Origin of the sequence: Streptomyces sp. NPDC050619, from assembly GCF_040654815.1 — a bacterium.
Taxonomy (GTDB): Bacteria; Actinomycetota; Actinomycetes; order Streptomycetales; family Streptomycetaceae; genus Streptomyces.
This window is the reverse complement of the sequence record NZ_JBFAIR010000011.1, coordinates 259,906-284,363: the sequence shown is the minus strand read 5'-3', so window position 1 is coordinate 284,363 and position 24,458 is coordinate 259,906. Positions and strand designations below refer to the sequence as shown.

23 protein-coding genes are annotated in these 24,458 nt (G+C 71.8%); 4 read left to right on the top strand and 19 right to left on the bottom strand.

The genetic code is table 11. From position 1 onward, the window contains the following. Positions 1 to 134 precede the first annotated feature (134 nt). The 4 genes from AB0I77_RS20710 to AB0I77_RS20695 all read right to left on the bottom strand — a co-directional run bounded on the left by AB0I77_RS20710 (position 135) and on the right by AB0I77_RS20695 (position 2,480). Positions 135 to 434 (bottom strand): zf-TFIIB domain-containing protein, encoded by a 300-nt coding sequence (locus AB0I77_RS20710; protein ID WP_363284067.1) that lies wholly within the window; start codon positions 432 to 434, stop codon positions 135 to 137. An 81-nt stretch (positions 435 to 515) separates the two neighbouring features. After that, on the bottom strand, positions 516 to 1,484 hold the full coding sequence (locus AB0I77_RS20705; protein ID WP_363284066.1) for an aminoglycoside phosphotransferase family protein: 969 nt from the start codon (positions 1,482 to 1,484) through the stop codon (positions 516 to 518). 310 nt (positions 1,485 to 1,794) lie between these two features. Then, positions 1,795 to 2,004, bottom strand: coding sequence for a hypothetical protein (locus tag AB0I77_RS20700; RefSeq protein WP_363284065.1), 210 nt, complete (start codon positions 2,002 to 2,004; stop codon positions 1,795 to 1,797). Positions 2,005 to 2,204: 200 nt separating this feature from the next. Beyond that, entirely contained in the window at positions 2,205 to 2,480 is a 276-nt protein-coding gene (locus AB0I77_RS20695) for a hypothetical protein (protein ID WP_363284064.1), read from the bottom strand. A 196-nt stretch (positions 2,481 to 2,676) separates the two neighbouring features. Between AB0I77_RS20695 and AB0I77_RS20690 the strand changes: the two genes are divergently transcribed. Next, positions 2,677 to 4,077, top strand: coding sequence for a protein kinase (locus AB0I77_RS20690; protein WP_363284079.1), 1,401 nt, complete (start codon positions 2,677 to 2,679; stop codon positions 4,075 to 4,077). Here AB0I77_RS20690 and AB0I77_RS20685 read toward each other — a convergent pair. The 9 genes from AB0I77_RS20685 to AB0I77_RS20645 all read right to left on the bottom strand — a co-directional run bounded on the left by AB0I77_RS20685 (position 4,074) and on the right by AB0I77_RS20645 (position 16,778). Beyond that, positions 4,074 to 4,892 carry an RNA methyltransferase gene (locus AB0I77_RS20685; RefSeq protein WP_363284063.1) on the bottom strand — a complete coding sequence of 273 codons (819 nt, stop codon included), beginning with the start codon at positions 4,890 to 4,892 and terminating at the stop codon, positions 4,074 to 4,076. The genes AB0I77_RS20690 and AB0I77_RS20685 overlap by 4 nt on opposite strands. Positions 4,893 to 4,969: 77 nt before the next feature. Beyond that, positions 4,970 to 6,202, bottom strand: coding sequence for a uroporphyrinogen-III C-methyltransferase (gene cobA / locus AB0I77_RS20680; RefSeq protein WP_363284062.1), 1,233 nt, complete (start codon positions 6,200 to 6,202; stop codon positions 4,970 to 4,972). Positions 6,203 to 6,328: 126 nt separating this feature from the next. Further along, positions 6,329 to 10,612, bottom strand: coding sequence for a nicotinate-nucleotide--dimethylbenzimidazole phosphoribosyltransferase (cobT, locus tag AB0I77_RS20675; protein WP_363284060.1), 4,284 nt, complete (start codon positions 10,610 to 10,612; stop codon positions 6,329 to 6,331). A 366-nt stretch (positions 10,613 to 10,978) separates the two neighbouring features. After that, the gene (gene cbiE, locus AB0I77_RS20670) at positions 10,979 to 12,199 is read right to left on the bottom strand and encodes a precorrin-6y C5,15-methyltransferase (decarboxylating) subunit CbiE (RefSeq protein ID WP_363284059.1); all 1,221 of its coding nucleotides are present in this window, start codon (positions 12,197 to 12,199) and stop codon (positions 10,979 to 10,981) included. Positions 12,200 to 12,314: 115 nt separating this feature from the next. Beyond that, entirely contained in the window at positions 12,315 to 12,953 is a 639-nt protein-coding gene (locus tag AB0I77_RS20665) for a GNAT family N-acetyltransferase (RefSeq protein WP_363284058.1), read from the bottom strand. 139 nt (positions 12,954 to 13,092) lie between these two features. Then, positions 13,093 to 13,929 (bottom strand): MetQ/NlpA family ABC transporter substrate-binding protein, encoded by an 837-nt coding sequence (locus AB0I77_RS20660; RefSeq protein WP_363284057.1) that lies wholly within the window; start codon positions 13,927 to 13,929, stop codon positions 13,093 to 13,095. A gap of 69 nt (positions 13,930 to 13,998) precedes the next feature. Further along, positions 13,999 to 14,724, bottom strand: a complete 726-nt coding sequence (locus AB0I77_RS20655) for a methionine ABC transporter permease (RefSeq protein WP_363284056.1) — start codon at positions 14,722 to 14,724, stop codon at positions 13,999 to 14,001. Further along, positions 14,721 to 15,755, bottom strand: coding sequence for an ATP-binding cassette domain-containing protein (locus AB0I77_RS20650; protein WP_363284055.1), 1,035 nt, complete (start codon positions 15,753 to 15,755; stop codon positions 14,721 to 14,723). Before AB0I77_RS20650 ends, AB0I77_RS20655 begins: the two co-directional genes overlap by 4 nt. Positions 15,756 to 16,127: 372 nt before the next feature. Next, the gene (locus tag AB0I77_RS20645; RefSeq protein WP_363284054.1) at positions 16,128 to 16,778 is read right to left on the bottom strand and encodes an HAD family hydrolase; all 651 of its coding nucleotides are present in this window, start codon (positions 16,776 to 16,778) and stop codon (positions 16,128 to 16,130) included. Positions 16,779 to 16,847: 69 nt separating this feature from the next. On the opposite strand from AB0I77_RS20645, the gene AB0I77_RS20640 reads away from it, so the two are divergent. Together AB0I77_RS20640 and AB0I77_RS20635 are read left to right on the top strand one after the other, a co-directional pair. Continuing rightward, the gene (locus AB0I77_RS20640; RefSeq protein WP_363284053.1) at positions 16,848 to 17,207 is read left to right on the top strand and encodes a hypothetical protein; all 360 of its coding nucleotides are present in this window, start codon (positions 16,848 to 16,850) and stop codon (positions 17,205 to 17,207) included. Beyond that, positions 17,188 to 17,631: a hypothetical protein gene (locus AB0I77_RS20635; RefSeq protein WP_363284052.1), complete on the top strand. Its 444-nt coding sequence runs from the start codon at positions 17,188 to 17,190 to the stop codon at positions 17,629 to 17,631. The genes AB0I77_RS20640 and AB0I77_RS20635 overlap by 20 nt, the downstream gene beginning before the upstream one ends. Before the next feature lie 94 nt (positions 17,632 to 17,725). On the opposite strand, the gene AB0I77_RS20630 is transcribed toward AB0I77_RS20635, so the two are convergent. From AB0I77_RS20630 to AB0I77_RS20620, 3 genes are all read right to left on the bottom strand, one after another. Further along, the gene (locus AB0I77_RS20630) at positions 17,726 to 18,223 is read right to left on the bottom strand and encodes a GNAT family N-acetyltransferase (RefSeq protein ID WP_363284051.1); all 498 of its coding nucleotides are present in this window, start codon (positions 18,221 to 18,223) and stop codon (positions 17,726 to 17,728) included. Between the two features lie 45 nt (positions 18,224 to 18,268). Continuing rightward, positions 18,269 to 18,775, bottom strand: coding sequence for a sigma-70 family RNA polymerase sigma factor (locus AB0I77_RS20625; protein ID WP_363284050.1), 507 nt, complete (start codon positions 18,773 to 18,775; stop codon positions 18,269 to 18,271). 74 nt (positions 18,776 to 18,849) lie between these two features. Then, positions 18,850 to 20,022, bottom strand: coding sequence for a glycerophosphodiester phosphodiesterase (locus AB0I77_RS20620; protein WP_363284049.1), 1,173 nt, complete (start codon positions 20,020 to 20,022; stop codon positions 18,850 to 18,852). Positions 20,023 to 20,412: 390 nt separating this feature from the next. Here AB0I77_RS20620 and AB0I77_RS20615 point away from each other — a divergent pair, with 390 nt between their 5' ends. Continuing rightward, positions 20,413 to 21,042 (top strand): lysophospholipid acyltransferase family protein, encoded by a 630-nt coding sequence (locus AB0I77_RS20615; protein WP_363284078.1) that lies wholly within the window; start codon positions 20,413 to 20,415, stop codon positions 21,040 to 21,042. A 66-nt stretch (positions 21,043 to 21,108) separates the two neighbouring features. On the opposite strand, the gene AB0I77_RS20610 is transcribed toward AB0I77_RS20615, so the two are convergent. Genes AB0I77_RS20610 through AB0I77_RS20600 form a run of 3 tightly spaced genes read right to left on the bottom strand, consistent with a single transcriptional unit; the run spans position 21,109 to position 24,431 of the window. Next, the gene (locus tag AB0I77_RS20610; protein WP_363284048.1) at positions 21,109 to 22,383 is read right to left on the bottom strand and encodes a HAMP domain-containing sensor histidine kinase; all 1,275 of its coding nucleotides are present in this window, start codon (positions 22,381 to 22,383) and stop codon (positions 21,109 to 21,111) included. Continuing rightward, on the bottom strand, positions 22,380 to 23,048 hold the full coding sequence (locus AB0I77_RS20605) for a response regulator transcription factor (RefSeq protein WP_363284047.1): 669 nt from the start codon (positions 23,046 to 23,048) through the stop codon (positions 22,380 to 22,382). Before AB0I77_RS20605 ends, AB0I77_RS20610 begins: the two co-directional genes overlap by 4 nt. A gap of 12 nt (positions 23,049 to 23,060) precedes the next feature. Beyond that, positions 23,061 to 24,431, bottom strand: coding sequence for a trypsin-like peptidase domain-containing protein (locus tag AB0I77_RS20600; RefSeq protein ID WP_363284045.1), 1,371 nt, complete (start codon positions 24,429 to 24,431; stop codon positions 23,061 to 23,063). Positions 24,432 to 24,458: the final 27 nt, after the last annotated feature.

Below are 24,458 nucleotides of genomic sequence, written 5' to 3'. Positions count from 1 at the left end.
AGTGCCTCGAAGAACCTCGCCTTCAGCACCTCAAAATCCACGATCCCCGCAACTCCCTGAACTCCAGGGTGTTGCGGGGATCAGTAGAACCCGCGCTGCGGCCGGGGGCTTCTTCGTGTGCCGACTGTCAGCTGTCAGCTGGAGAAAAGCATGCGACCGAAGCCCTTGTTGCCATGACGACCGTGGTGACCCTGGTGGCCGCCGTAGTGGCCGCCCTGCGGGGCGCCCCAGGCGGGCGCGCCGGGCGCGGCCGGGTACTGCGGGGCGGCCGGGGGCGGCGGAACGGCCGGCTGGGACCACTGGGACTCCAGGCGAGTCAGCGACTCCAGCTCGCCGTAGTCGAGGAATATGCCGCGGCACCCGCTGCACTGCTCGATCTGGACGCCGTTCCGGTTGTACGTGTGCATCGGCGCATGGCATTTCGGACACTGCATGGTCGGCTCAACTCCTCGCCGGTTGGTCCTGCTTAGTGTTTCGCCAGGACAGACTCTGTCCGGCTGCGGTTCGGTTGCACCCTACTTCGCCGAACCTCGCGCCAACTGCGGCGGGGCGAAACCCATGCGGTCGCAGGCGTCGACGAGTGCCTGCTCCACCTCGTCCAGGGGGCGGTCCGCCGTTACGGCCTTGGCGATCGACCGGGCGGCGGTCTGCACGGTGAGCGCGCGGGCCGGGACGTCCAGCGCGGGCCAGGGGTCGCCGTCCGCGGGGACGGCCGGGCCGCCCGCCGCGCGGTAGGCGGTCAGGAAGCGGGTCCACGCCTCGGGCGGGAGCAGTCCGCAGGCGTACCAGGCCGCCGGGCGGGCGAGGTCCCAGCCCGGGATCCCGACACCCAGGTCGTCTACGTCGATGAGCAGCCAGGGGCCGTCGGGGGCCGGGTGGCGCACGAGCTGGCCGAGGTGGAGGTCGCCGTGGCAGAGAGTGCTGCTGTCCGGCATGGGGCTCTCGGCTCGGGCCCAGGAGGGGAGGGTGGACCAGGCGCGCAGGACGGGGGTGGCGGCGGGGTGGGAACCGGCCGCGCGGAGTCGGGCGACCGCTTGGGCGGCTTTGGCGGGGCCGCGCATGGCGGGCAGGACGGTGAGGGGCGGGGAGGGATGTGCGGATATCGCCGAGGTGGGTGTTCGGTGCAGGCGGGCCAGGAGGGTGGCGGCGTCCTCCCAGGGGGCCGCTTCCGGGTTCTCCGGGTCCACGGGTGTGCCGTACGGCCAGAACGTCACGAGTCGGCCGTGCAGGTCGATGGGGGTCGGGCTGAGCGGGGGGAGGAGGATGCCGGGGAGGCGGGTGGCGGTGGTGAGGCGGGGGGTCAGCTCGGCGCGGGGGGTGTCGGGGGCGTGTGCCTTGGCGACGGTGTGGGCGTGGCGGACGACGGTGGCGTCGCGGCCGTCGGTGAGGGTGCTGGTTGCCCCGCAGGGGCAGGGTGATGCTGCCGAGTGGGCCCTGGCTTTGGCTCGGGCGGTGAGCTCGGCGAGGAGGGGGTTGGTGGTCACGGGGCTCCTGGAGCGGGGCGGGGGTTCGCTCGCGAGAGTACGCAGGGTTTGTGGTTTGGTGCGGTTCAGGGAGCCGGCGTTGGTGCGGGCCTCGCTGGGGGCTTCGCCCCCGGACCCCGGGCCTATGCCCACCCCACCACCCGACTCGGCCCGCCGAGAGGTGGCCCTCGCATTGGTTTCGGGCAAAACAATGCCGGCGCAGCTCCCCAGCTGCGCCGGCATTTTTGCCGTCCGCCGCACCCCCGTCCCCACGGGGTTTCATGGGTGGATGTCCCCGCCCGGACCGCTCTTCCGGGCCTGGGGTCGCCGCTCAGCGCCCCAGCATCACTCCCACGGACGACGCTTGTGTGGCCACTGTTTCCCAGCCGTCGAAGACCAGGAGGAGCAGGGCCGCCAGGGGGAGGGCCATGAGCGTCGCCACCAAGGGGTGGCGGCGGCCCTGTCGGCGGGGCCGGAGCGCGGTGGCGTATGCCTTGCGCTCCTGTGTGCGGATCAGTGTCCGCGGTGCCGTGTGGGCCATGGTCCCTCCTCTCCTGACCGATCTCGGTTGTGCTGGCAGCGGCGGGTGTCTGACCTCGGGGGACGAGTGCTGCACCCGCCGCTTGACCTCAAATCTAGGCGTCCGGCGCTGATTGGACGTCATGCCCTCGTACCCATTGCCGGGCCTCCCGGAGGATGAGCGATGACCTGCGGAGTACTCCCCTGGGTGGAGACGGAGTCCTAGGTCTCGGGGTCTTCCCCGAGGGGGCGTCCGGTGTGCCCCGTTTTCTCTGAACTGTCCTCGCGCGGGACCGGCTGTTCGACCAGTGCCAGGACCCTGGTCGCCATGAAGCGGGCCGTGCGGATGACGGAGCCGTTGCGGGTGACTTCGCTCACTTCCACGACGCCTCGGCGTACCGCCGTCTCCACTCGGCGGCCCGCTCTGCTCGCCACCACCTCGTATGTACGTGTCGTGTCCCCGGCGTCCACGACTATTTCCACGCGATCACCCTTCACGGGATCAATCCCCCTTCTTCGGTGGGTGGTTGGGATCGCGGGCCGGCCCAAGTCGTTCTGCTCGCGAGGTCCCTGACCACTCTTCAAGTCTCCCACCGGGCACTGACAATCGATCGGGCCGAGAGGGCGCGGCCTCTGCGCGCGGCGGGCCGTGGAAACGTAAGCTGTGGCACGTCACACGGACCGGGCAGCGGGGATGAACATGGCGATGATGCGCCTGAGGCGCGAGGACCCGCGCGTCGTCGGCTCGTTCAGGCTTCACAGACGGCTCGGCGCTGGCGGGATGGGCGTCGTCTACCTCGGTTCTGACCGGAAGGGCCAGCGGGTCGCGCTGAAGGTGATCCGGCCGGATCTGGCGGAGGATCAGGAGTTCCGCTCGCGGTTCGCGCGTGAGGTCTCGGCGGCGCGGCGGATCCGTGGCGGGTGCACGGCACGGCTCGTCGCCGCCGATCTCGACGCGGATCGGCCGTGGTTCGCCACCCAGTACGTACCCGGTCCCTCGCTGCACGACAAGGTCGCCGACGGGGGGCCGCTGGGCGCGGCCGACGTAGCCGCCGTCGGGGCCGCCCTGTCGGAGGGGCTGGTGGCCGTGCACGAGGCCGGGGTCGTACACCGGGACCTGAAGCCGTCCAACATCCTGCTCTCCCCCAAGGGGCCGCGGATCATCGATTTCGGTATCGCCTGGGCGACGGGGGCCTCGACGCTCACCCATGTCGGCACGGCGGTCGGCTCCCCCGGTTTCCTCGCGCCCGAGCAGGTGCGCGGGGCGGCGGTGACGCCCGCTACGGATGTGTTCTCCCTGGGCGCGACCCTGGCATACGCGTCCATGGGTGACTCGCCCTTCGGGCACGGCAGTTCCGAGGTGATGCTGTACCGGGTGGTGCATGAGGAGGCGCAGTTGCACGGCGTGCCGGACGCGCTGGCTCCGTTGGTCCGGGCGTGCCTGGCGAAGGATCCCGGGGAGCGGCCCAGCACGCTCCAGCTGTCGCTGCGGCTCAAGGAGATCGCGGCCCGGGAGGCTCAGGGGCTCGCGGACATGCGTCCGCCCGCGCCGCGCGGCGGGGCGGATGACCGGCCCACCGGGCGGCTCGCCGACACCTATCCGGAGCGGCCTCAGCGGCGCCCGCAGGGACAGCAGGGTGCGCAGGGCGGGGAAGGCACGCAGGGGAATCCCGCACCGCGGGGCGGCACTCCGTCGCGCGGTTCCGGTCCGGTGCGAGGTGGAACCGCGTCGCGTGGCGGGGCACCTTCGCGGGCCGGCGGTGCCGCGCGCGGCAGCGCCCCGTCGTCCCGGTCCGGGGGGCGGCCCACGTCGGCCGCGCGGAACACGACACGCTCCGGCGGCACCGGGAGCCGTCCCGCGTCGCGCGGTGGCACGGGGCGTCCGGCGTCCCGGAGCACGGGGACGGGCCGACGGCCCGCGAATCCGCGACTGCTGCGGCAGCGGCTGTTCGTGTTCGTCGTGGTGACGCTGCTCGTGGCGCTCGGCATCGCGGCGGCGCAGGGCTGCCAGGGGCCGTCACAAGGACTCGGCGGCGAGGGTGACGTCGTACGGAAGCAGCATGAGCAGGTACACCAGCAGGTAGGGACGGCCTAGAGTTCGGGGCGGCCCGTGGCCACCGCGTAGAAGGCGACCGCGGCCGCCGCGCCCACGTTGAGGGAGTCGACGCCGTGGGCCATCGGGATACGGACCCATTCGTCGGCGGCCACCAGGGCCTGGGTGGACAGGCCGTCGCCCTCGGCGCCGAGCATCAGGGCCACCCGGTTCATCTTGTGCGGGGCGGCTTCGTCGAGGGTTCTCGCCTTGGCGTCCGGGGTGAGGGCGAGGAGGGTGAAGCCCGCCTCGCGGACCGACTCCAGGCTCTTGGGCCAGGTGTCGAGACGGGCGTACGGGACGGAGAACACCGCGCCCATGGAGACCTTCACGCTGCGGCGGTAGAGGGGGTCGGCGCAGTCCGGGGAGAGCAGGACCGCGTCCATGCCGAGGGCGGCGGCCGAGCGGAAGATCGCGCCTATGTTGGTGTGGTCGTTGACGGACTCCATGATCACGATGCGGCGTGCGGTCTGGAGGAGGTCGGCCGCCGTGGGCAGCTGCTTGCGCTGCATGGAGGCGAGCGCGCCGCGGTGCACGTGGTAGCCGGTGACCTGCTCGGCGAGCTCCGGGCTGACCGCGTAGACGGGGGCCGGGAGTTCGTCGATGACGTCGCGCATGACGTCGACCCACTTCGCGGACAGCAGCATCGAACGCATCTCGTAGCCGGTGTCCTTGGCCCGTCTGATGACCTTCTCGCCCTCGGCGATGAACAGGCCCTCGGCGGGCTCGCGCTTGCGGCGCAGTTCGACGTCGGTCAGGCCCGTGTAGTCGTGCAGGCGCGGGTCGTCGGGGTCCTCGACGGTGATGAGATCGGCCACAGGATGATACTGCCTTGTCCTGGGTGCGGTGCCAACGGCTTGGGACGGGTTGGGTTACCCGGGGTTACGCCTCGGGTTTACCCGTCCCTCCGCGGTCCTACGCTCACGACCTCGCCGATGACGATGACCGCCGGGGGCTTCACGTCCTCGGTGCGTACGGTCTCGGCGACCGTCGCGAGGGTCGCGTCGACCCGGCGCTGGGCGGCCGTCGTGCCCTCCTGGACGAGGGCGACCGGGGTCTCCGGGGACTTGCCGTGGGCCACCAGCGTCTCGGCGATCCGGCCGATCTTGTCGACGCCCATGAGGATCACGAGGGTGCCGGTCAGCTTCGCGAGGGACGGCCAGTCGACCAGGGAGCGTTCGTCGTCGGGGGCGACATGGCCGCTGACGACGGTGAACTCGTGGGCGATGCCGCGGTGGGTGACGGGGATGCCGGCCGCGCCCGGGACCGAGATCGAGCTGGAGATGCCGGGGACGACGGTGCACGGGATGCCGGCCTCGGCGAGCGCCTGGAGCTCCTCCATGCCGCGGCCGAAGACGTACGGGTCGCCGCCCTTGAGGCGGACGACCGACTTGCCCTGCTTGGCGTGTTCGATCAGCGCGTTGTTGATGGCCTCCTGGGCCATGAAACGGCCGTACGGGATCTTCGCCGCGTCGATCACCTCGACATGCGGCGGGAGTTCGGCGAGGAGGTCGCGCGGGCCGAGGCGGTCGGCGATGACGACGTCGGCCTCGGCGAGCAGGCGGCGGCCGCGAACCGTGATCAGGTCCGGGTCGCCGGGGCCGCCGCCGACCAGGGCGACGCCGGTGGTGCGGGTGCGGTGGTGCGGGGCGACCAGGGTGCCGTCGCGCAGGCCCTCGACGACGGCGTCGCGGATGGCGGCGGTGTGGCGCGGGTCGCGGCCGCGCGCGTTCGTGGTGAGGACGGCCACCGTCACTCCGGCGCTGGTTCCGGTGGCCGGGGTCCAGGCCGTCGCCGCGTCGGCGTCGTCGGAGCGGACGCACCAGACGCGGTGCGCCTCCGCCTCCGCGGAGGCTCGCGTGTTCGCTTCGGGGTCGCTGGTGGCGATGAGGGCGTACCAGGCGTCGGCGAGGTCGCCGTCGGCGTACGGGCGCTTCTCCCAGGTGATCTCGCCCGCGTCCGCCATGGCCTCGACCGAGGGGGTCGCCCCCGGGGAGACGAGGAGGACGTCCGCGCCCGCCGCGATCAGGGCCGGGAGGCGGCGCTGGGCGACCTGGCCGCCGCCGAGGACGACCACTCGGCGGCCGGTGAGGCGGAGGCCTACGGGGTAGGCGGGGTGTTCGGCCATGGAGGTGCGGCTCCTCGTACGGGGCCGCCGCGCTGGGCTGGAGCGGCCTGTCATGTGCTGGTTCGGGGTGGTTTCACCCTACGGCGGGTTGGCTGCGCACCGTGGTCGGTGCCGGGTGTGATCCGCCTACTTCTCGGTCACCCCTGCGGAATCGAACGTCGCCACCTCGTGCATGGCCCTCGCCGTGCTCTGCACCAGCGGGAGGGCCAGGAGGGCGCCCGTGCCCTCGCCCAGACGGAGATCGAGGTCGACCAAGGGTCGCAGGCCCAGCTTGTTCAGGGCGGCCACGTGGCCCGGCTCGGCGCTGCGGTGGCCGGCGATGCACGCGGCGAGGACCTCGGGGGCGATCGCGCGGGCGACCAGTGCGGCGGCGCCGGCGCTGACGCCGTCCAGGATCACCGGCGTACGCAGGGAGGCGCCGCCGAGGAGCAGGCCGACCATCGCCGCGTGCTCGAAGCCGCCGATCGCCGCGAGGACGCCGATCGGGTCGGCCGGGTCCGGCTGGTGGAGTTCGATGGCGCGGCGGACGACCTCGGTCTTGCGGGCCAGGGTCTCGTCGTTGATGCCGGTGCCGCGGCCGGTGACCTCGGCGGGGTCGGTGTCCGTGAAGACGGAGATCAGGGCGGCGGACGCGGTGGTGTTCGCGATGCCCATCTCGCCGGTGAGCAGAGCCTTGTTGCCGGCCGAGACCAGGTCGCGGGCGGTCTCGATGCCCACCTCGATGGCCTGCCTGGCCTCCTCCCGGGTCATCGCGGGGCCGGTGGTCATGTCGGAGGTACCCGCGCGGACCTTGCGGGGCAGGAGGCCGGGGGTGGCGGGCAGTTCGGTGGCGACGCCCACGTCGACGACGCAGACCTCGGCGCCCACCTGGGTCGCGAAGGCGTTGCACACCGCTCCCCCGCCGAGGAAGTTGGCCACCATCTGGGCCGTGACCTCCTGCGGCCAGGGGGTGACCCCTTGCGCGTGCACACCGTGGTCGCCCGCGAAGATCGCGACGGCCGCGGGCTCCGGGATCGGCGGCGGGCACTGGCGGGACAGGCCGGACAACTGTGCGGAGATGATCTCCAGCATGCCGAGTGCGCCGGGCGGCTTCGTCATGCGCTTCTGCCGCTCCCATGCCTCGCCGAGCGCCTTGGCGTCCAGCGGGCGGATCTGCGCGACGGTCTCGCCCAGCAGGTCGTGCGGGTCCTCGCCGGGCAGGGCGCGACGGCCGTACGTCTCCTCGTGGACGACCCAGGACAGCGGACGGCGTTTGGACCAGCCCGCCTGCATCAGCTCGGGCTCGTCCGGGAACTCGTCGACGTACCCGACACAGAGGTAGGCGACGACCTCCAGGTGCTCGGGCAGGCCCAGGGTGCGGACCATCTCGCGCTCGTCGAAGAAGCTGACCCAGCCGACGCCGAGGCCCTCGGCGCGGGCGGCGAGCCAGAGGTTCTCGACCGCGAGCGCGGAGGAGTACGGCGCCATCTGCGGCTGGGTGTGACGGCCGAGGGTGTGGCGGCCGCCGCGGGTGGGGTCCGCGGTGACGACGATGTTCACCGGGGTGTCGAGGATGGCCTCGATCTTCAGTTCCTTGAACTGCTTGGCCCGGCCCTTGGGGAGGGACTTGGCGTACGCGTCGCGCTGGCGCATGGCCAGTTCGTGCATCGTGTGCCGGGTCTCGGCGGACCGGATGACGACGAAGTCCCAGGGCTGCGAGTGGCCCACGGACGGCGCGGTGTGCGCGGCCTCCAGGACGCGGAGCAGTACCTCGTGCGGGATGGGGTCGCTGCGGAAGCCGTTGCGGATGTCGCGGCGTTCGCGCATGACCTTGAGGACGGCCTCGCGCTCTGCGTCGCCGTAGGCGGGTGCGGCCGGGCCGGTGGACTGTCGTACGTCTTCCACTGCGGCCGTGCTCTCTTCTTCCTGGTCTGCGGCCCGGGTGTTCAGGTCCTCCGCGTCCTGGACGAGTTCGGGGTCGCCCTCACGGGGTGTCGGCGCCAGGGGGGTGGTCGGCACCGATCCCTCGACCGGGACGAACTCGCCCACGGGCTGGTCGGGGTGGGGCTCGGTAGGGGCGCCGGCAGTGTCGGGGCCTGCGAACTCCGGCTGTGCCGCGGGGAGTTCCCCGGTGGAGGGTTGGGGCGCGTGAGTCTCCCCGTTTGCCATTGCGTGGGCCTCCGTCTCCGGGGCTGGCGCCGACTGGTCGTGCGGGGGCTGCGCGAGGGCGGCGGGGGTGGGCGTTGGTTGGGGGGGCTGTGCCGGGGAGTCCGCGGTGGTGAAGTCGGCGGGGGCGTCCGGGAAGTGCGATCCGTCCGGGGCGGGGGCCGAGTGAGGGGCGGGGGCTGTCGGGGCGGTGGCGCGGGTCGGCTCCGGGTGGCCTTCCGCGGTGTGCTCCGGCTGTGCGGCCTGTGGGAGGGACAGGTCCGGGATGGGGTGGGGAGCCGGGTGGGGGGCCGCCTGTGCCGACTGCGGGCCCTGGGCGGGCTGGGGGTCCGCGGCGGGCGCCTGGGGCTGGTCCGGTACGGCGTGCCCGGCGTCCGCTGGCTGCGGGGACGGCTCAGGGGATACGGCCGCGGGGGTCGCTCCGGCGTCGGCGACGAGTGGGGTGGGGCCGGGGCCGGGGCTGTATGAGGGCTGCGGGGCGGGTGCGTCGGGGAGGGGGGTTGTCTCGGGGCCCTCCGGCATGTGATCGGCAACTGCGGCCTCGGGGGCCCCGGGGGCCTCGGAGATCTGGCCGGCGTCCGGGGTGGGGGCGGCTGACTGACCGGGGGCCGGGGCGGGGGCTGCTGTCTGACCAGAGTCCGGGGGCGCGGCGGCAGCCGGAACCTGGGCGGCGTCCATGGCGGCGACGGCGCCGGGATCGCCGGCCTCGGCGACGGGGGCCTCGGGAACGGGGGCGGCTCCCGAAGCAGGGGCCTCGGAAACCGGGGCAGCTCCGGAAGCCGCAGCCTCGGAAACTGGGGCGGCTCCGGAAGCCGCAACCTCGGAACCCGGGGCGGCCTCAAACAGAGGAGCAGCCTCGGGGGCGTGCGCGGTCTGAGGGCCCTGGCCGGCGTCCGGAACGTGGGCGGCTTCCGGCAGTTGGCCCGTGTCCGGGCCTTGCGCGCCTCCCGACAACTGCCCAGCGTCCGCAGCTTGGCCGTCCCCCGGCAACTGCCCGTCAGAGCCTTGCGCGCCTCCCGACAGCTGCCCGGCACCCGAAACTTGGGCGGCTTCAGGCAAGTCCGCAGCATCCAAACCCTGCGCACCTCCCGACAACTGCCCAGCACCCGCAGCTTGAGCCACTTCAGGCAGGTCCGCAGCGTCCAAACCCTGCGCACCTTCCGGCAGTTGGCCGACGGCCTGAGCTTGACCAGCGTCCGGGACCGGAGCGCCCCCGGCGAGCTGATCGACGTCCGAGGTGGGGGCCGCTACCGGCATCTCCCCGGCAGCCGCGCCGGACGTGGTTCCCGGCACCTGCCCGTCCTCGGCGGCAGCCGCCGTCTGTTCGGTGGACGATGTCGGGGCAGCGCCCTGGGCCTGGTCGACAGCCGTACCCTGCTCGGACGCCGGAACCTGAGCGGCGTTCGCAGCGGGAGCGGCTTCCGGCAACTGACCGGTGTCCGGAGCCTCGCCGCCTTGCGGCAGCTGCCCGGCATCCGGAACGTGCGCCTCTCCGGGAACCTGCGCGGCCTCACCACCGGACGGAGCCGCACCACCGAACGCGGCCTCACCACCGAACGCGGCCTCCCCACCCTGCGAAACCTGCGCGCCAGGTCCCCCATCGTGGCCCTGCGGCGCGAGACCCGCCCCCGCGAACTGGGCCTCCGCGCCAGGCTCTTCGGCGTAAAGGCCCGTCTCGGGGACCGTCGCCGCCGCGTCCGCCGGTTCCGCTTCCTGTACTGCCGTGTGCGCCGACTGGCCCACAGCGGCCGGGACAACCGTTTCCGCAGCCGGTGCCTCGGGGCTCAGCTGTGCCCGCGCCGCACCCCAGGGTGTCCCACCCTGCGGGGGGGCGTCGAGGTACTCGGGACCGGACTGCCGTACGGGTGTGCCGACGGCGCCACGGTCGGCGAGGGAGCGGACCGGGCTCGCGGAGGCGTCGGGGATGGGCGGGCCGAGGTGCAGGGGGCGGCGGGGCGGAGGAGCCGTCGACGGCGGCGTCGGGTTGGGGAGGCGGACGCCGCTGAGGTCGACCGAGCCGCTGTCGCGGCCGGACATCTCGTGCGGGCCCGGCTCGTGCACCGTCTCGACCACCGGCTCCGGCGCGGGCGGTGGGATCTCGTTCCCCCACGCGCCCTGGGCGCCCGGCAGCAGCAACAGGTCTTCGTCCTCGGCGGTGGTCTCGGAGAGGTAGGTGTACGCACCGTGCGCGGGGGCGCCCGGCTGCTCCACCATGCCTGCGCTCTCCGGCAGTCCCTCGCCCGGGACCTGGCCGGTGTCGGTCATGCGTACCCCTCGCCCATCGGTTAGTGCTTCTACGACCTGCTCACCCGGAGCGGCGCACCGACCGCCCCGCAGTGAAGAACGAGCGTGCGTGCCCAGCGGCACGAACGACCCGTCGCCAAAAGACGACAAAGCCATTAACTGGCATTGTCGCGGTCGTTGCTCCGTCGCGACAGCTTGATCCGCGACGGCCCGCTGTGGACTGCGCCACGTTGCGCGTCCTCAGGTTCTGCCGTACCACACTCACCCCAAAACGGGTGTGCTTTCCGGACATTGGCCTACGAAGCGCCGGTCGTCCGAGTGCGGTGCAACGATCGGCCAGCCTACCGCGCGCAGTACGACAACAGGATCACGGGGACGGCACGGGAGTCACTGCGTGCGGTCCGGCAGCAGGCCGCTGAGCAGGAACGCGACGCTTCGTTCCGTCTCCGTCCAGGCCCGCGTGTCGAGTTCGACGGACTGCACGAAAGCGCACTCGACCTGGTAGCCGTGCTCGGTCAGATGGCGGCCCACGAGTTCGGCCGCGTCACGGGTCACCGCGTGCGTGACGATGCGCTGCGGGCGGCGGTCGGCGACCGCCAGGACCACCGCCGCTCCCCCGCCGCCGACCCGGACGACATCCGGTTCGGGCAGGTTCTCCAGGATGTGCGGGGCGGTGCCGCGCACGATCTGCATCTGGACGCCGAAGCCGCGCGCGGCGGACTCGGTGCGAGCGCAGGCGTCCGGGTCCTGGTCGACGGCGATGACGGCCGCGCCGGCGCGCGCGGCTTCGGTGGCGAAGGCGCCGCTGCCGCAGCCGATGTCCCAGACGAGGTCGCCGACGCGCGGTCCGAGCCGGGCGAGTTGGGCCGCGCGGAGCAGTCCGGCCTCGCCCTCGCCGAGATGGCCGCCGTACGTCTCGGCGGGCAGCGTCCAGCCGCGTGGTCCGGTACCCGGTTCGCGACCGGCGATCCAGCCGCCGCCCCCGCCCGCGACGGCCGGGCCGGCCGGGCCGCCGATGACGATGACGACGTTCGGGTCGCGCCAGGTGTGGTCGGCGGCCTTGTCGGAGGTGACGACGGTGACCTGTTCGCGGTCGGTGCCGAGTTCCTCGCAGATGACGAACGTGCGGTGGACGCCTTCCATGAGCAGGCCGAGTTCGGCGGGGCCGGCGCCCGGTGAGGTGAGGACGGCGACCTTGGTGTGGGCCCGGCACACATTCACCGCGCGGCGCAGGGTGCGTCGGTGTGCGACGACCACCTCCGCGTCGTCCCAGGGCATACCCGCGCGGGCGAAGGCGGTGGCCACGGAGGAGACGGCGGGGACGACCTCCACCTCGAGGCCGAACTCGGGTGCGCGCAGGGTCCGTACGACGCCGAAGAAGCCCGGATCGCCGTCGGCGAGCACGACCGCCGTGCCGCGGTGGCCGGCGATGCGGCGGGCGGCGAGGGCGACACTGCCGAGGCGGATGCGTTCGGCGGCGGGTGGCACCTCGGGGAGCGCCAGGTGGTGGGCGGCGCCGGCCACCAGCGTGGCGGCACCCAGAGCGGAGCGGGCCGCGGCAGTCAGCGGCGAGCCGTCCCAGCCGATCACCGTGACCCGGTCGGCCATCGTCTCTCAGTCTCCAGGGGTTTTCGCAGGTCGTCGCGGGGCAACCCGCGAGCGGGTTCCGTGAGGGTACCTGGTGGCGCCGGGAAGCGGTTTCCCCACCCTCGCCCCGAATCAGTCAATTCCAGTCCGAGTACGACGTGAAACCGCCGGTGTCGGCCAGTTGGTCTCCGACACCGGCGAGGTCCTCCGGCAGCAGGCTCCAGACGATGACGTCGGTGCGTACGTCGGCCCACTCCCCGCTCTCGGTCCTGGTCCGCGCTATCCAGGAGTTGCGCAGCACGCCCTCGCTGATGCCGCCGATCTTCTGGGCCACCTGCTGGGAGGCGGTGTTGTCGGCCGCGGTGCGCAGCTCCAGCCGCTCGAACTTCTGGTCGCCGAAGAGCCACTGGGCGGTGGCGAGGGTGGCCTCGGAGGCGTACCCCTCGCCACGGGCCCAGGGGGCGACGACGTAGGCGATCTCACTGGAGCGGACGCGCCAGTTCGTGTTCTGCAGATGCACGATTCCGACCAGACGCTGGGTGAGGAACTCGGTGACGGCGAAGACGATGCCGCGGCCCTCGGCGCGTTCGGCCGGGGCGATCCGGGTGATCCAGCTTCGGGCATCGTCCTCGGTGTAGGGCTGCGGCACGGAGGTCCACGCGGTGACTTGCTCGTCGTTCATCATCTCGACCAGTGCGGGCACGTCGTCCTCATCGAAGGGACGCAGCACCAACCGCTCCGTGCTGATGGAGATGTTGGGGAAGGTGCTCGTCATGCGCGCTCCGTAACCGTGAGGAAACCTTGAGGGCCTGCTGAACTGCCCAGCATGCAGCATGTGAACACCGAACCGCACGACGGGGTCCACCCCAAGTGAGGGAGCGGACCCCGTGCGTGGCGGGGCGCGCCAGGAGGATTCAGAAGGACGGGAGGACGGCGCCGTTGTACTTGTCCTCGATGAACTTCTTGACCTCGGCGGAGGTGAGGAGCTTGGCAAGCTTCTTGACGCGCGGGTCGTCCTGGCCGCCGTCCTTGACGGCGAGGAAGTTGCCGTACGGGTTGTTCTTCGCGGACTCCAGGACGAGGGCGTTCTTGGCCGGCGACAGGTCGGCCTCGATGGCGTAGTTGCCGTTGATGACCGCGGCGTCCACGTCCTGAAGGGAGCGCGGGGTCTGGGCCGCCTCCAGCTCCTTGAACTCGAGGTTCTTGGGGTTCTTGGTGATGTCGGCGGGGGTCGCCTCGTTGCCCACGCCGTCCTTGAGGGTGATGAGCCCGTTCGCGGCGAGCAGCTTCAGGGCGCGCGCCTCGTTCACGGTGTCGTTCGGGACGGCGACGGTCGCGCCGCTCTTGATGTCCTCGGCGCTCTTGAACTTGTGCGAGTACAGGCCGAGCGGCTCCAGGTGGACCGTGACGACCGGCACGATGTGGGTGCCGTTCTTCTGGTTGAAGTCGTCGAGGTACGGCTGGTTCTGGAAGTAGTTGGCGTCCACCGAACCGTCTACGGTCGCCGTGTTCGGCAGGACGTAGTCGGTGAACTCCTTGACCTCCAGGTCCAGGCCCGCCTTCCGCGCCAGGTGGTCCTTGACGTAGGTGAGGATCTCCGCGTGCGGGGTGGGGCTCGCGGCGACGACCAGCGGGCCGCTGGTGTCGGCGGAGGCGGAGGCGGAGCCCTGGTCCGAGCCGCATGCGGTGAGCCCGAGGGTGAGGGTTCCGGCGGCGAGGACGGCGGTGGTGATCTTGGCGGTGTTACGCACGAGAAGTGCCTTTCCTTCTGGGAGGTGCGACCCCGTGATGGGTGGACGGGGGGATCTGGGAGGGGTGGCTCAGACGGTCTTGCCCGGCGCCGTGGACGCCTTCAGCAGCCGCAGCCTCGGCGCGGGGCCCGATCGGCCGCCGCGCCGGTGCAGGAAGCGCGCCGCGTAGTCGCCGGCGAACTGGATCAGCGAGATGACGACGGCGAGGATCGCGACCGTGATCCACATCAGCTCGACCTCGAAGCGCTGGTAGCCGTAGCGGATGGCGATGTCGCCGAGGCCGCCGGCGCCGACCGTGCCGGCCATCGCCGAGTAGCCGATGAGCGCGACGATCGTCGTGGTGGTGCTGGAGATCAGCGACGGCAGGGACTCGGGTACGAGGACCTTGCGGACGACCGTCCAGGTGTTGCCGCCCATCGCCTGCACGGCCTCGACGAGCCCGCCGTCCACTTCGCGGACAGCCGTCTCGACGAGGCGTGCGAAGAAGGGGATCGCCCCGATGGCGAGCGGCACGATGGCGGCCTCGCGGCCGATGGTCGTCCCGGTGATGGAGCGGGTGAAGTTCATCAGCGCGACCATCAGGATGATGAACGGCATCGAGCGGGCGATGTTCACGACCTGCCCGATGACCTTGTTCACGACGACGTTCTGGAGGATCCCGCCGCGATCGGTGAGGACGAGGAGAACCCCGAGCGGGAGGCCGCCGACGACGGCGATGAGCGTGGACCAGCCGACCATGTAGAGCGTGTCCCAACACGCCTGCTGGAGAAGGGGTTGCATCTGGGCCCAGGTCACTTGGCACCGTCCTTCACCAGCAGGGCCTCCTGGCCCAGTACCTCTATGTGCAGGCCCTGTTCGCGCAGGAAGCCGATCGGTACGACGTTGTCCTCGTAGCGGCCGGGCAGTTCGATGCGCATCCGGCCGACCTGGAGGCCGCCGACGGTGTCGATGGCGGCGCCGAGGATCGATATGTCGATGTGGTAGGTGCGCGAGAGCTGGGAGATGACCGGCTGGGTGGCGGCCTCGCCCTGGAAGGTGACGTCGACGACGGTGCGGTCGTCGCCGGATGCCTCGCCGCCCACCGGGAACAGCGCGGAGGCCAGCTCGGAGCCCGGGGTCGCGAGCAGTTCGCTGACGGTGCCGGACTCGACGATGCGGCCGTTCTCCATGAGCGCGGCCGAGTCGCAGATCGACTTCACGACGTCCATCTCGTGGGTGATGAGCAGGACGGTCAGGCCCAACTGCCGGTTCAGGTCGCGCAGCAGCTGGAGGATCGAGCGGGTGGTCTCCGGGTCGAGGGCGCTGGTCGCCTCGTCGGACAGCAGCACCTTGGGGTCGCCGGCGAGGGCGCGGGCGATGCCGACGCGCTGCTTCTGGCCGCCGGAGAGCTGGGCGGGGAAGGCCCCCGCCTGGTCGGCGAGGCCGACGAGGTCGAGCAGCTCCAGGGCCCTGCGGGAACGTTCCTTGCCCGACTGGCCGAGGATTTCCAGCGGCAGCTCGACGTTGTCCCGCACGGTCCGCGAGGACAGCAGGTTGAAGTGCTGGAAGACCATGCCGATACGGCTGCGCGCCAGGCGGAGTTCCTTGCTCGCGCGGGATCCACGGCCCGCGAGGGCGGTGAGGTCCTGCCCGGCGACGGTCACCGTCCCGGCGGTGGGCCGTTCCAGCAGATTGACGCAGCGGATGAGCGAGGACTTGCCGGCGCCGGACTGGCCGATGACGCCGTACACCTCGCCTTCGCGGACGTGGAGATCGACGCCGTCGAGGGCGGTGACCTCGCGACCGCGGGAGCGGTAGACCTTGGTGAGGCCCGAGGTGGTGATCACGTGGGTTTCCGTCACTGTCGTGCGCAGGGCGTGGGTGTGCCCTGGCAGGGGTGCATTCGTTCAGGGACGCGACACGGTTCTCGCGGAGGCGTTGGAACCGGGGAGAACACGTGCGCGGGGGCTTTACGTCACGTACGGCTCAGGGCGTACGGACATGCCACGGCGGCTCGCTTCGGGGCGCGAGGCTCGAGCGGATGGTGGTGCGAGGGCCCTCTAGAAGGCGCACATTCGACACAGACAACGAGCACCGGGCGGCATGGTCGCCTCGGTCGCAGGGCTGCGGTGGCTCGTCGTGGTCATGTGATCAGTAAAGCAGATGTACGGTCCAGGCAAAGCGCCGCCGTCCGCATGCCGGACAGCGGCGGACAGCCGTCAGCCGCGGCCGGAGATCTCCACTCCCGCGTCGGTGACCAGGGCGGACAGGGCCGACAGGTCCTTGACCACGAGGTCGGCGGAGAGCTCGTGGGCCTGGTGAGTTGTGGTCAATGCCACGGTGGTCATCCCGGCGGCGCGGCCGGCCTGGAGACCTGCCGGGGCGTCCTCGAAGACGACGCAGCGGGCCGGGTCGACACCCAGCCGGCGGGCGGCGAGCAGGTAGGGCTCGGGGTCGGGCTTGCCGCGCGTGATGTCGTCGGCGGCGATCAGCGTCTTGGGCAGGATGCCGACGGCGTCGAGCCGGGCCTCGGCCAGGCGCCGGGTGGCGGAGGTGACCACGGCCCAGCGGTCGGCAGGCAGCGCGTCGAGGAAGGCCCGGGTGCCGGGCAGCAAGTGAACGCCGTCGTTGGGTACGTCGTCCACCTCCAGCTGCTCGATCCGCGCGACGGCCTCCGGGACGATGCCGGCGGGCAGCAGGTCGGCGGCTATCTCGGCGGCCGGCCGGCCGTGCAGTTCGACCCGCGCGAACTCCTCGACGGTGATCCCGTACTCCACCGCCCACTGCGTCCAGCAGCGGTCCACCGAGGCGAGGGAGGAGACGAGGGTTCCGTCGTTGTCGAACAGGAGGGCTTGTGCGTGGATCTTCATGCCCTCGACCCTACGGTGCACGCCGGGGTCGGCCGCATCTGGCCTTTTGGCCCGTAATAGGGTCGCGGCATGCTTGATGCCCTGACGCTCGCGACCGGCGTCGCCGCACTGCTGCTCGCCGCGTGGTGCGGCTGGGCCGCGTACCGTGATCAGCCCACGAAGGACTGGCACTTCATCGGGATGGCCGTGGTGTCGGTGCTGGCCCTGGTCCAGCTGGTGATCGGGATCGTGCAGCTGGCGCGGGGCGAGAAGCCGGAGCAGGGCACGACGATCTTCGTGGCGTATCTGCTGGGCGCGTTCGCGTGTGTCCCGGCGGTGGGGTTCATGTCGCTGGCCGAGCGGACGCGGTGGGGGTCGGTGACGGTGGCCGCCGGCGGGGTGGTGCTGGCCGTGCTGGAGGTGCGGCTCTATGACATCTGGGGAAGTTGAGGCGGCCGTGGCGGAAGAGAAGCGGACGCGGCTGATCAGCGGGCCGGGGATGCTGCTGGTCTGGCTGTACGGCGTGATGGTCGTCGGGGCGGTGTCGCGCTCGGCGGTGCAGATCTCGACCGAGTTCGACCACGCCCCGCTCGCGTACTCACTGTCCGCGGTGGCGGGGGTGGTCTACGGGTTCATCACGTACTCGCTGGTGCGGGGTGGGGAGGCTGCGCGCAGGGCGGCGCTGGTGTGCTGCGGGTTCGAGTTGGCGGGGGTGCTGACCGTCGGTACGTGGACGTTGGTCGAGCCGTCCGCGTTTCCTGATGCGACTGTGTGGTCGGACTTCGGGATCGGGTACCTCTTCATCCCGGTGATCTTGCCGGTGTCTGCCATGTACTGGTTGCGGAAGGGTGCGCGACAAGGGGATGCCACCTGAGGTTGTCAGGCGGGTGCGGGCCCGTTGTGGCTTGTCGCGCCCACGCGGCGGAGCCGCATATCGATACAGCCCCGCCCCCCTAAGGGGCCTCTCCTCACGCCGTAGCTGCGTAAGTTCCCGCCAGCTTCTCCAGGACGATCATCTCTACGCCGTCCGCGCCCCTGGACGTGCCCACCGTCTCGTAGCCCACTCGGCGGTACAGGCGCAGGTTGCCCTCGCTGCGGTGGCCGGTGTGGAGGCGGAACTTCCTGGCGCCACGTTCCTCCGCGAGGGCCGACTCGGCTGCCCGGAGGAGACGGGCTCCGATGCCGTGGCCCTGGAGGCGGGGGTGGACGCAGAGTTTGCCGATGGCCGCGGCGCCGTCCTCGGTCACGGAGCCGCGCACCGAGCCGACCACTTCGTCACCCAGCCGGGCCACGAAGACGCAGTCGGAGGCGACCTCCGTGCGGACGGAGTCCATGGTCTGGACGAGCGGGTCGATGCGGTAGTTACCGTACAGCGCCGCCTCGCTCTGGAAGCACAGGTACTGCAACCTGAAGATCTGCTCCGCGTCCTGCTCGGTCGCCGCCGAGATGGTCACGCTCATGCCCATGTGCGCACGCCTCCCGCTCACCTGATCGCCTGTTGTCCCTCACTCCTATCCCCGCGCTTCGCGCGCCGCAACCTCCGGCGTGAGCAATCGACGCAGACATCCCAGACATCGGGAACGTTCCGGGCCAAGACTGCCCTGTGACATACCCAACTCCCCCGCGATTTCCCGGTATGTCAGGTCCTCGGGAGAGAGGAGTGCCGCCATCAGACGGGGGCAGCGGCCCGGCAGGCGGCGCACGGCGTCGTGCAGGGCGCGGCGGCGGGCGGCGGCCAGGGCGAGGTGTTCGGGGGTGCGGTCGCCGTCGTCGGCGGGCTCGCTCTCGTACGGCCGCTCGAATCGGGTCGTACGGCGGGCGCGGCGGGACTCGGAGCGGACGGCCCGGCGCAGCCAGTCCTGCGGGTCGCGGGGCGGGCCCTGGGTGTCGAGGTGCTCCAGGAGGCGGAGCCAGACCGCCTGCTCCAGGTCGCCCGGTTCCATTCCGGTGGCATGCGCCTCGGCCGAGGCTTCGGAGGTGAGGAGCGGGCGCAGGGTGGCGACCAGGTCGTGCGTCATATGCGGACGGACGTGGCCGCCCGGGCCGCGGGTTGCCCGGGTGGCCGACTGTCACCCCATCCGGGGCCGGTCGCTCAGCTGTTGACGAAGTCCTCGCGGGCCAGCAGGCCGGTGTCCGGATTGTCGGTGAAGACGCCGTCGATGCCCGTGGCGAAGTAGGCCTTGAAGGCGCCGAAGACGTCGCCGTAGGCGTCCGCGTCCGAGCCCTTGCGGAAGTCGGCGGGCAGGAAGGGGTTCTCGTTGCGCATGGTGTACGGGTGCAGGATCAGGCCCGCCGCGTGGGCGTCCTTGACCAGGGTGGTCGGCGTGGTGAGCTTGCCGGCCGAGTCGCGCGGGACGACCAGGTCGAGGGTCGGGCCGATGCCCTGGGCGTAGGAGGCGATCTCCTTGAGGCCCTTGGGGGTGACGAGGTCGGCGACGGTGCGCGGGTCGCCCGTCTCGACGAAGTCCCCGGGGCGGCTGCCGGCGCTGGAGAGAAGGACCACCAGCGGGTTGTCCACCAGCTTGTTCAAGCGCTGGATGCCGGTCGGTTCGAAGGACTGGAGGATGACCGGGGAGTTCTTCTTGTCCTTGCCGTACTTGCGCAGCAGCTTGGCGACCCGCTCCTCCAGGCCGAGGCCCAGCTTGCGGAAGTAGGTGGGGTGCTTGGTCTCGGGGTAGATCCAGACCTGCTTGCCGCGCTTACGGGTCTGCTCGTCCTGCCACTTCAGCACCTCTTCGAAAGTGGGGATCTCCCAGCGGCCGTTGTAGAGGGTGTTGTGCGGGCGGTTGGCCGGGATGCGCTCGATCGCGCGCAGCGTCTTCAGCTCGGCGAGCGTGAAGTCCTCGGTGAACCAGCCGGTGGTGGAGACGCCGTCGAGGACCTTGGTGGTCTTGCGGGCGGCGAACTCGGGGTGGTCGGCGACATCCGTGGTGCCGCCGATCTCCGGCTCGTGGCGGCAGACGAGGTGACCGTCCTTGGTGGGCACCAGGTCGCCGGCCTCGACGATGTCGGCGCCCAGGTCGAGGGCGAGTTGGTAGGAGCCGAAGGTGTGTTCGGGGCGGTAGCCGCTGGCGCCCCGGTGGCCGATGACCGTGGGCACGGGAAGGCTCCCCACCCCGCCCCCGTACCCGGCGTCCGCGGCCCGCGCCGCGCCGGACAGTCCGAGGACCGCTCCGCCCGCGCCGAGCACCGCCGCTCCGAGGAGCGCCCGTCGTCCGGTGCCGTGCGCCTGCTCGTTCGACTCCTGCGACCCCTGCGTTCCCATGAACGCCCTCCTGCCATCGGCCCGACCATGCGCGCCGATCGTAGGGGCGTGTCCATGGCGAGCGGGAGACCCGCAGCGGAACACGCGGGTGACGCGTGATGTCGTACGGGAACAGATGCCTGACGCCCTGTCGGGTTCGTGGCCGCGGCGCGGGGTACGCGACCTGCGTCACATCGTTCCAGCCGGGTTACCGGCGGGCGACGGCGTGCCACCGCAGGTAAACACGGGTCGACGGTGCGTAAGACCTCGGTGAACCCGCCGCGTCCGATGTGCGCAACCCCGGCGGGCGCGAGTAATGTCCTCACCTGCACAGACTTATCCCGCACCCCTTTGACACCGGAGGGCCCGTTGTCCCGCTTCGCGCTCATCAAGGCAGTGCTCGGACCGATCATGCGCCTGATGTTCCGCCCACGGGTGGAAGGCGCGGAGAACATCCCGGGCGAGGGTCCGGTCATTCTGGCCGGCAATCACCTCACGTTCATCGACTCGATGATCATGCCGCTGTTCTGCGACCGTCAGGTCTTCTTCATCGGCAAGGACGAGTACGTCACCGGCAAGGGCGTCAAGGGCCGCCTGATGGCCTGGTTCTTCACGGGCTGCGGCATGATCCCGGTCGACCGCGACGGCGGGCGCGGCGGGGTCGCGGCGCTGATGACCGGCCGCCGGGTGCTGGAGGAGGGCAAGGTCTTCAGCATCTACCCGGAGGGCACCCGCTCCCCCGACGGCCGGCTCTACCGGGGCCGTACGGGCATCGCCCGGCTGGCCATGATGACCGGCGCGCCCGTCGTCCCGTTCGCCATCATCGGCACGGACAAGATCCAGCCCGGCGGCTCCGGCTTCCCGCGCCCCGGCCGGGTCACGGTCCGCTTCGGCGAGGCGATGGAGTTCTCCCGGTACGAGGGCATGGACCGCGACCGCTATGTCCTGCGGGCCGTGACCGACTCGGTGATGACCGAGGTCATGCGGCTGTCCGGGCAGGAGTACGTGGACATGTACGCCACCAAGGCGAAGGCCGCGTAAGCCGCGTAAGCGGTTTTCCCATACGGCTGTTCGCGTACGGCTTTCGCGTGCTGCTTTCTCGTACGGCTATACGGCGGGCTGCTCTTCGGGCGGCCCGCCGTTCGGGTGTTTGTCGCCGGGTGCCGGGAACCACAGGACGAAGGTCGAGCCCTCGCCGACGCGCGAGAACAGCCGGATCTGACCGCCGTGCGACTCGACGATCTGCCGGACGATGGCGAGGCCCAGCCCGGCGTGCCGATCGCGTCCGCCGCCGCCGGTTCTGGCTCGCCAGAACCGGTCGAAGACCCGGGCCTGGTCGTCGTCCAGGATGCCGGGCCCCTCGTCCCGTACGGCCGTCCACAGCCAGCTTCCGGAGCGGCCCGCCGCGACCGAGATGCGGGTGCCGGGAGGGGCGAGTCGTACGGCGTTCGAGAGCAGGTTGCCGACGGCGCGGCGCAGCGCGTCGTGGTCGCCGATGGCGGTCAGGCCGGTGGTGAGACGGCGGTGCAGGACGAGGCCGCGTTCGGTGGCCAGTGGGGCGAACTCCTCGCAGGCCTCCGCGGCCGCGGCCGCCAGGTCCACGTCGGCGTCGGCGAGGGCGGGCGCACTGCGGCGGGAGGTGGCGAGCAGGTCCTCGACCAGCCGGGTCATCCGGGTGGTGGCCCGGTCCACGCCGCGTGCGGCGGTGCGCCGCTCCTCCTCGTCCGACTCCTCGGCGGTCAGTACGGCGTCCAGGTTCGCCCGGATGATGGCGAGCGGGCTGCGCAGTTCGTGGGAGGCGTCGTCGATGAGCTGGCGCTGGGCGCGGAACGCCTCGTCGAGCCGGTCGAGCATGGAGTCGACGGTGTCGGCGAGGTCGCGCAGCTCGTCCTTGGGGCCGGTCAGGCGGATGCGCTGGGAGAGGTCGGTGGCCTGGATCTCGGCGGCCGTACGGGAGATCGCGCGGACGGGGCGCAGGGCGCGGCCGGAGAGGATCCAGCCGAGGGCGAGGCTGGCGACGGCGACTCCGCCGAGGACGGCATAGGAGAAGCGGCGCAGGTTGGCGAGGGTCTCGTAGTTGACGGCGGCCTCGACCTCCTCGACCCGCGCCACCTGGATCTGACCGACGTACCGGTCACCCACGTATTTGGACGCCGAGTACTCCTTGGTGACCGGGTGGGCGTCGCCGCTGCGCTCCACCGCGACGTACACCCCGCCGAGGACGAGGGCGGTGAGGACGAACAGGAGGCCGGAGTAGAGGACGGTGAGGCGGAAGCGGATGGTGTGGGTGAAGGCGGGGAGACGGAGGGGGAGGCGGAGTCGGATGCGGAGTCGCTTCGGCGAGTGCGACGAGCTCGGCGAGTTCGGCGAGGGCCGTTTCATGGGGTGTCCCTCAGTCGGTAGCCCTGCCGTATCACCGTTTCGATCAGGGGCTCCTCCTCTCCGGTGACCTTGCGGCGCAGGGAACCGACCGTGACGCGCACGGTGTTGGTGAACGGGTCGGCGTACTCGTCCCAGACGTGTTCGAGCAGTTCCTCGGCCGGTACGACGCGGCCGGGGCGGGTCATCAGGTAGTGCAGGACGCTGAACTCCTTGGGGGTGAGCGGGAGTCGGCGGTCGCCGCGGTAGGCCTCGAAGCGGGCGGTGTCCAGGCGGAGTTCGCCGACCTCGACGACCGAGGTGCCGCCGTCCTCGCGGCGCAGCAACGCCCTGATGCGGGCGAGGAGTTCGGGCAGGGCGAAGGGTTTGACGACGTAGTCGTCGGCGCCCTCGTCGAGGCCGCGTACCCGGTCGGCGAGGCGGTCGCGGGCGGTGAGCATGAGGATGCGGGGGCCGCCCGGGGTGGTGCGGATGACGCGGCAGACCGCGAAGCCGTCGCCGTCGGGCAGGTTGAGGTCGAGCAGGACCAGGTCGTAGTCGTTGACGGCGAGCTTCTCGGTCGCGGTATCGACGTCCGGGGCGACGTCGACCGCGTAACCGGCCCTGCTCAGCCCGACCTTGAGCGCGACGACCAGGTCCTCCTCGTCCTCGACCACGAGCAGTCTCATGTCCGCCCCACCTCAGCCTCCGTCGATGATCGTCCGTGCGGCCGCCGCGGCGTCGGCCACGGGGATGGCGAAGCCGATGCCGATGGAGCCGCCCCGTTGCTGGTCCAACGTCGCGATGGCCGTGTTGATGCCGATGACCTGTCCCTCGGCGTCGACCAGCGGTCCGCCGGAGTTGCCCGGGTTGATCGACGCGTCGGTCTGGAGGGCGCGCCGCTGTCCGCCGCCGCTGCCTTCGCCGAGCCGTACGGAGCGGTCCAGGGCGCTGACGATGCCGGAGGTGACGGTGCCGCTCAGACCGAGCGGGGAGCCGATGGCGAGGACGGTGTCGCCGACGCCGGGGCGGGTGCGGGTGGCGAGGTCGGCGGCGCTGAGCCCGCGGGCCGTCTCCGGCTCCAGTACGGCCACGTCGTGCTCGGGGTCGTCGCCGAGGACCTCGGCGCTGAGCCTGCGCCCGTCCTGGAGTTCGACGGTGACCCGTGAACTGCTGGCCACCACATGGGCGTTGGTGAGGATCCGCCCGCGCTCGTCGAAGACGAACCCGGAGCCCTGCCCGCCCTCCGTCCGGACGGAGACCACGCTGGGCAGGACCCGGGCGGCGACGGCTTCGAGATCACCGGCCTGGCGCGCGGCGGCGGGCGCGGCGGGGTCGCTGTCACCGAGGGCTCCGGCGGCGTGTCCGGCGATGCCGCCCGCGAGTACGGCGGCGAGGATCGCGGTGGTAACGGGACGGGAGGTGCGGGTGCGGGTGCCCGAGGGCTGGACGGGGACGTGCGAGGTCGGGGACGGCGGCGGGGAGGGCAGCGGCGTGTGCGGTGCGGGGCGAGCGGGAAGGGAAGGCCGCTCCGCGGGGAGGAAGGACGGGCCTCGGGGTTGGCCGAGGCCGAGGGGAGGGTCGGCGAGGGGTTGGTCTGGGGCATCGGTGACGTGGGGCGCGGCACTGTCTGGTGTGGCACCGGTCGGCTGCGGGTGGCCGTCCGCTGCGGTTTCGGCCCGGTGCGGGTTCTCGTTCGCTGAAGTATCGGGGTGGAGTGGGGTGCCGGCGGAGGTGTTGTTCTGGTGAGGAGCGGTGGGCGCGTCGGGTGTGGGTGGTGGTGGAGGTTCGCCGAGCTGAGGTGTGACCGGGGGCATACCGAGGCCGGGGGCGGTCGCGGGATCGAGGGGACCGGGAGTGGTCGCGGGACCGAGGGGTCCGACAGGGCCGGGAGCAGCCACGGACTCCGCGGGCTCGCCCGGTCCAGGTGAGGCCGACGACGGGACCTCGGAGTTCGGGTCCGCCTGGCCCTCCGGCGGCTTCGGGCCCGTCGGGTCGGTGCGGCCGGGGGGACGGGTGGGGGCGCCGGAATCTGGAGAGCCCGGCGGGCCGGAGTACTCGGGGTCTGTCACGGTCTGCCTCCTTGGTCGGTGGGCCGG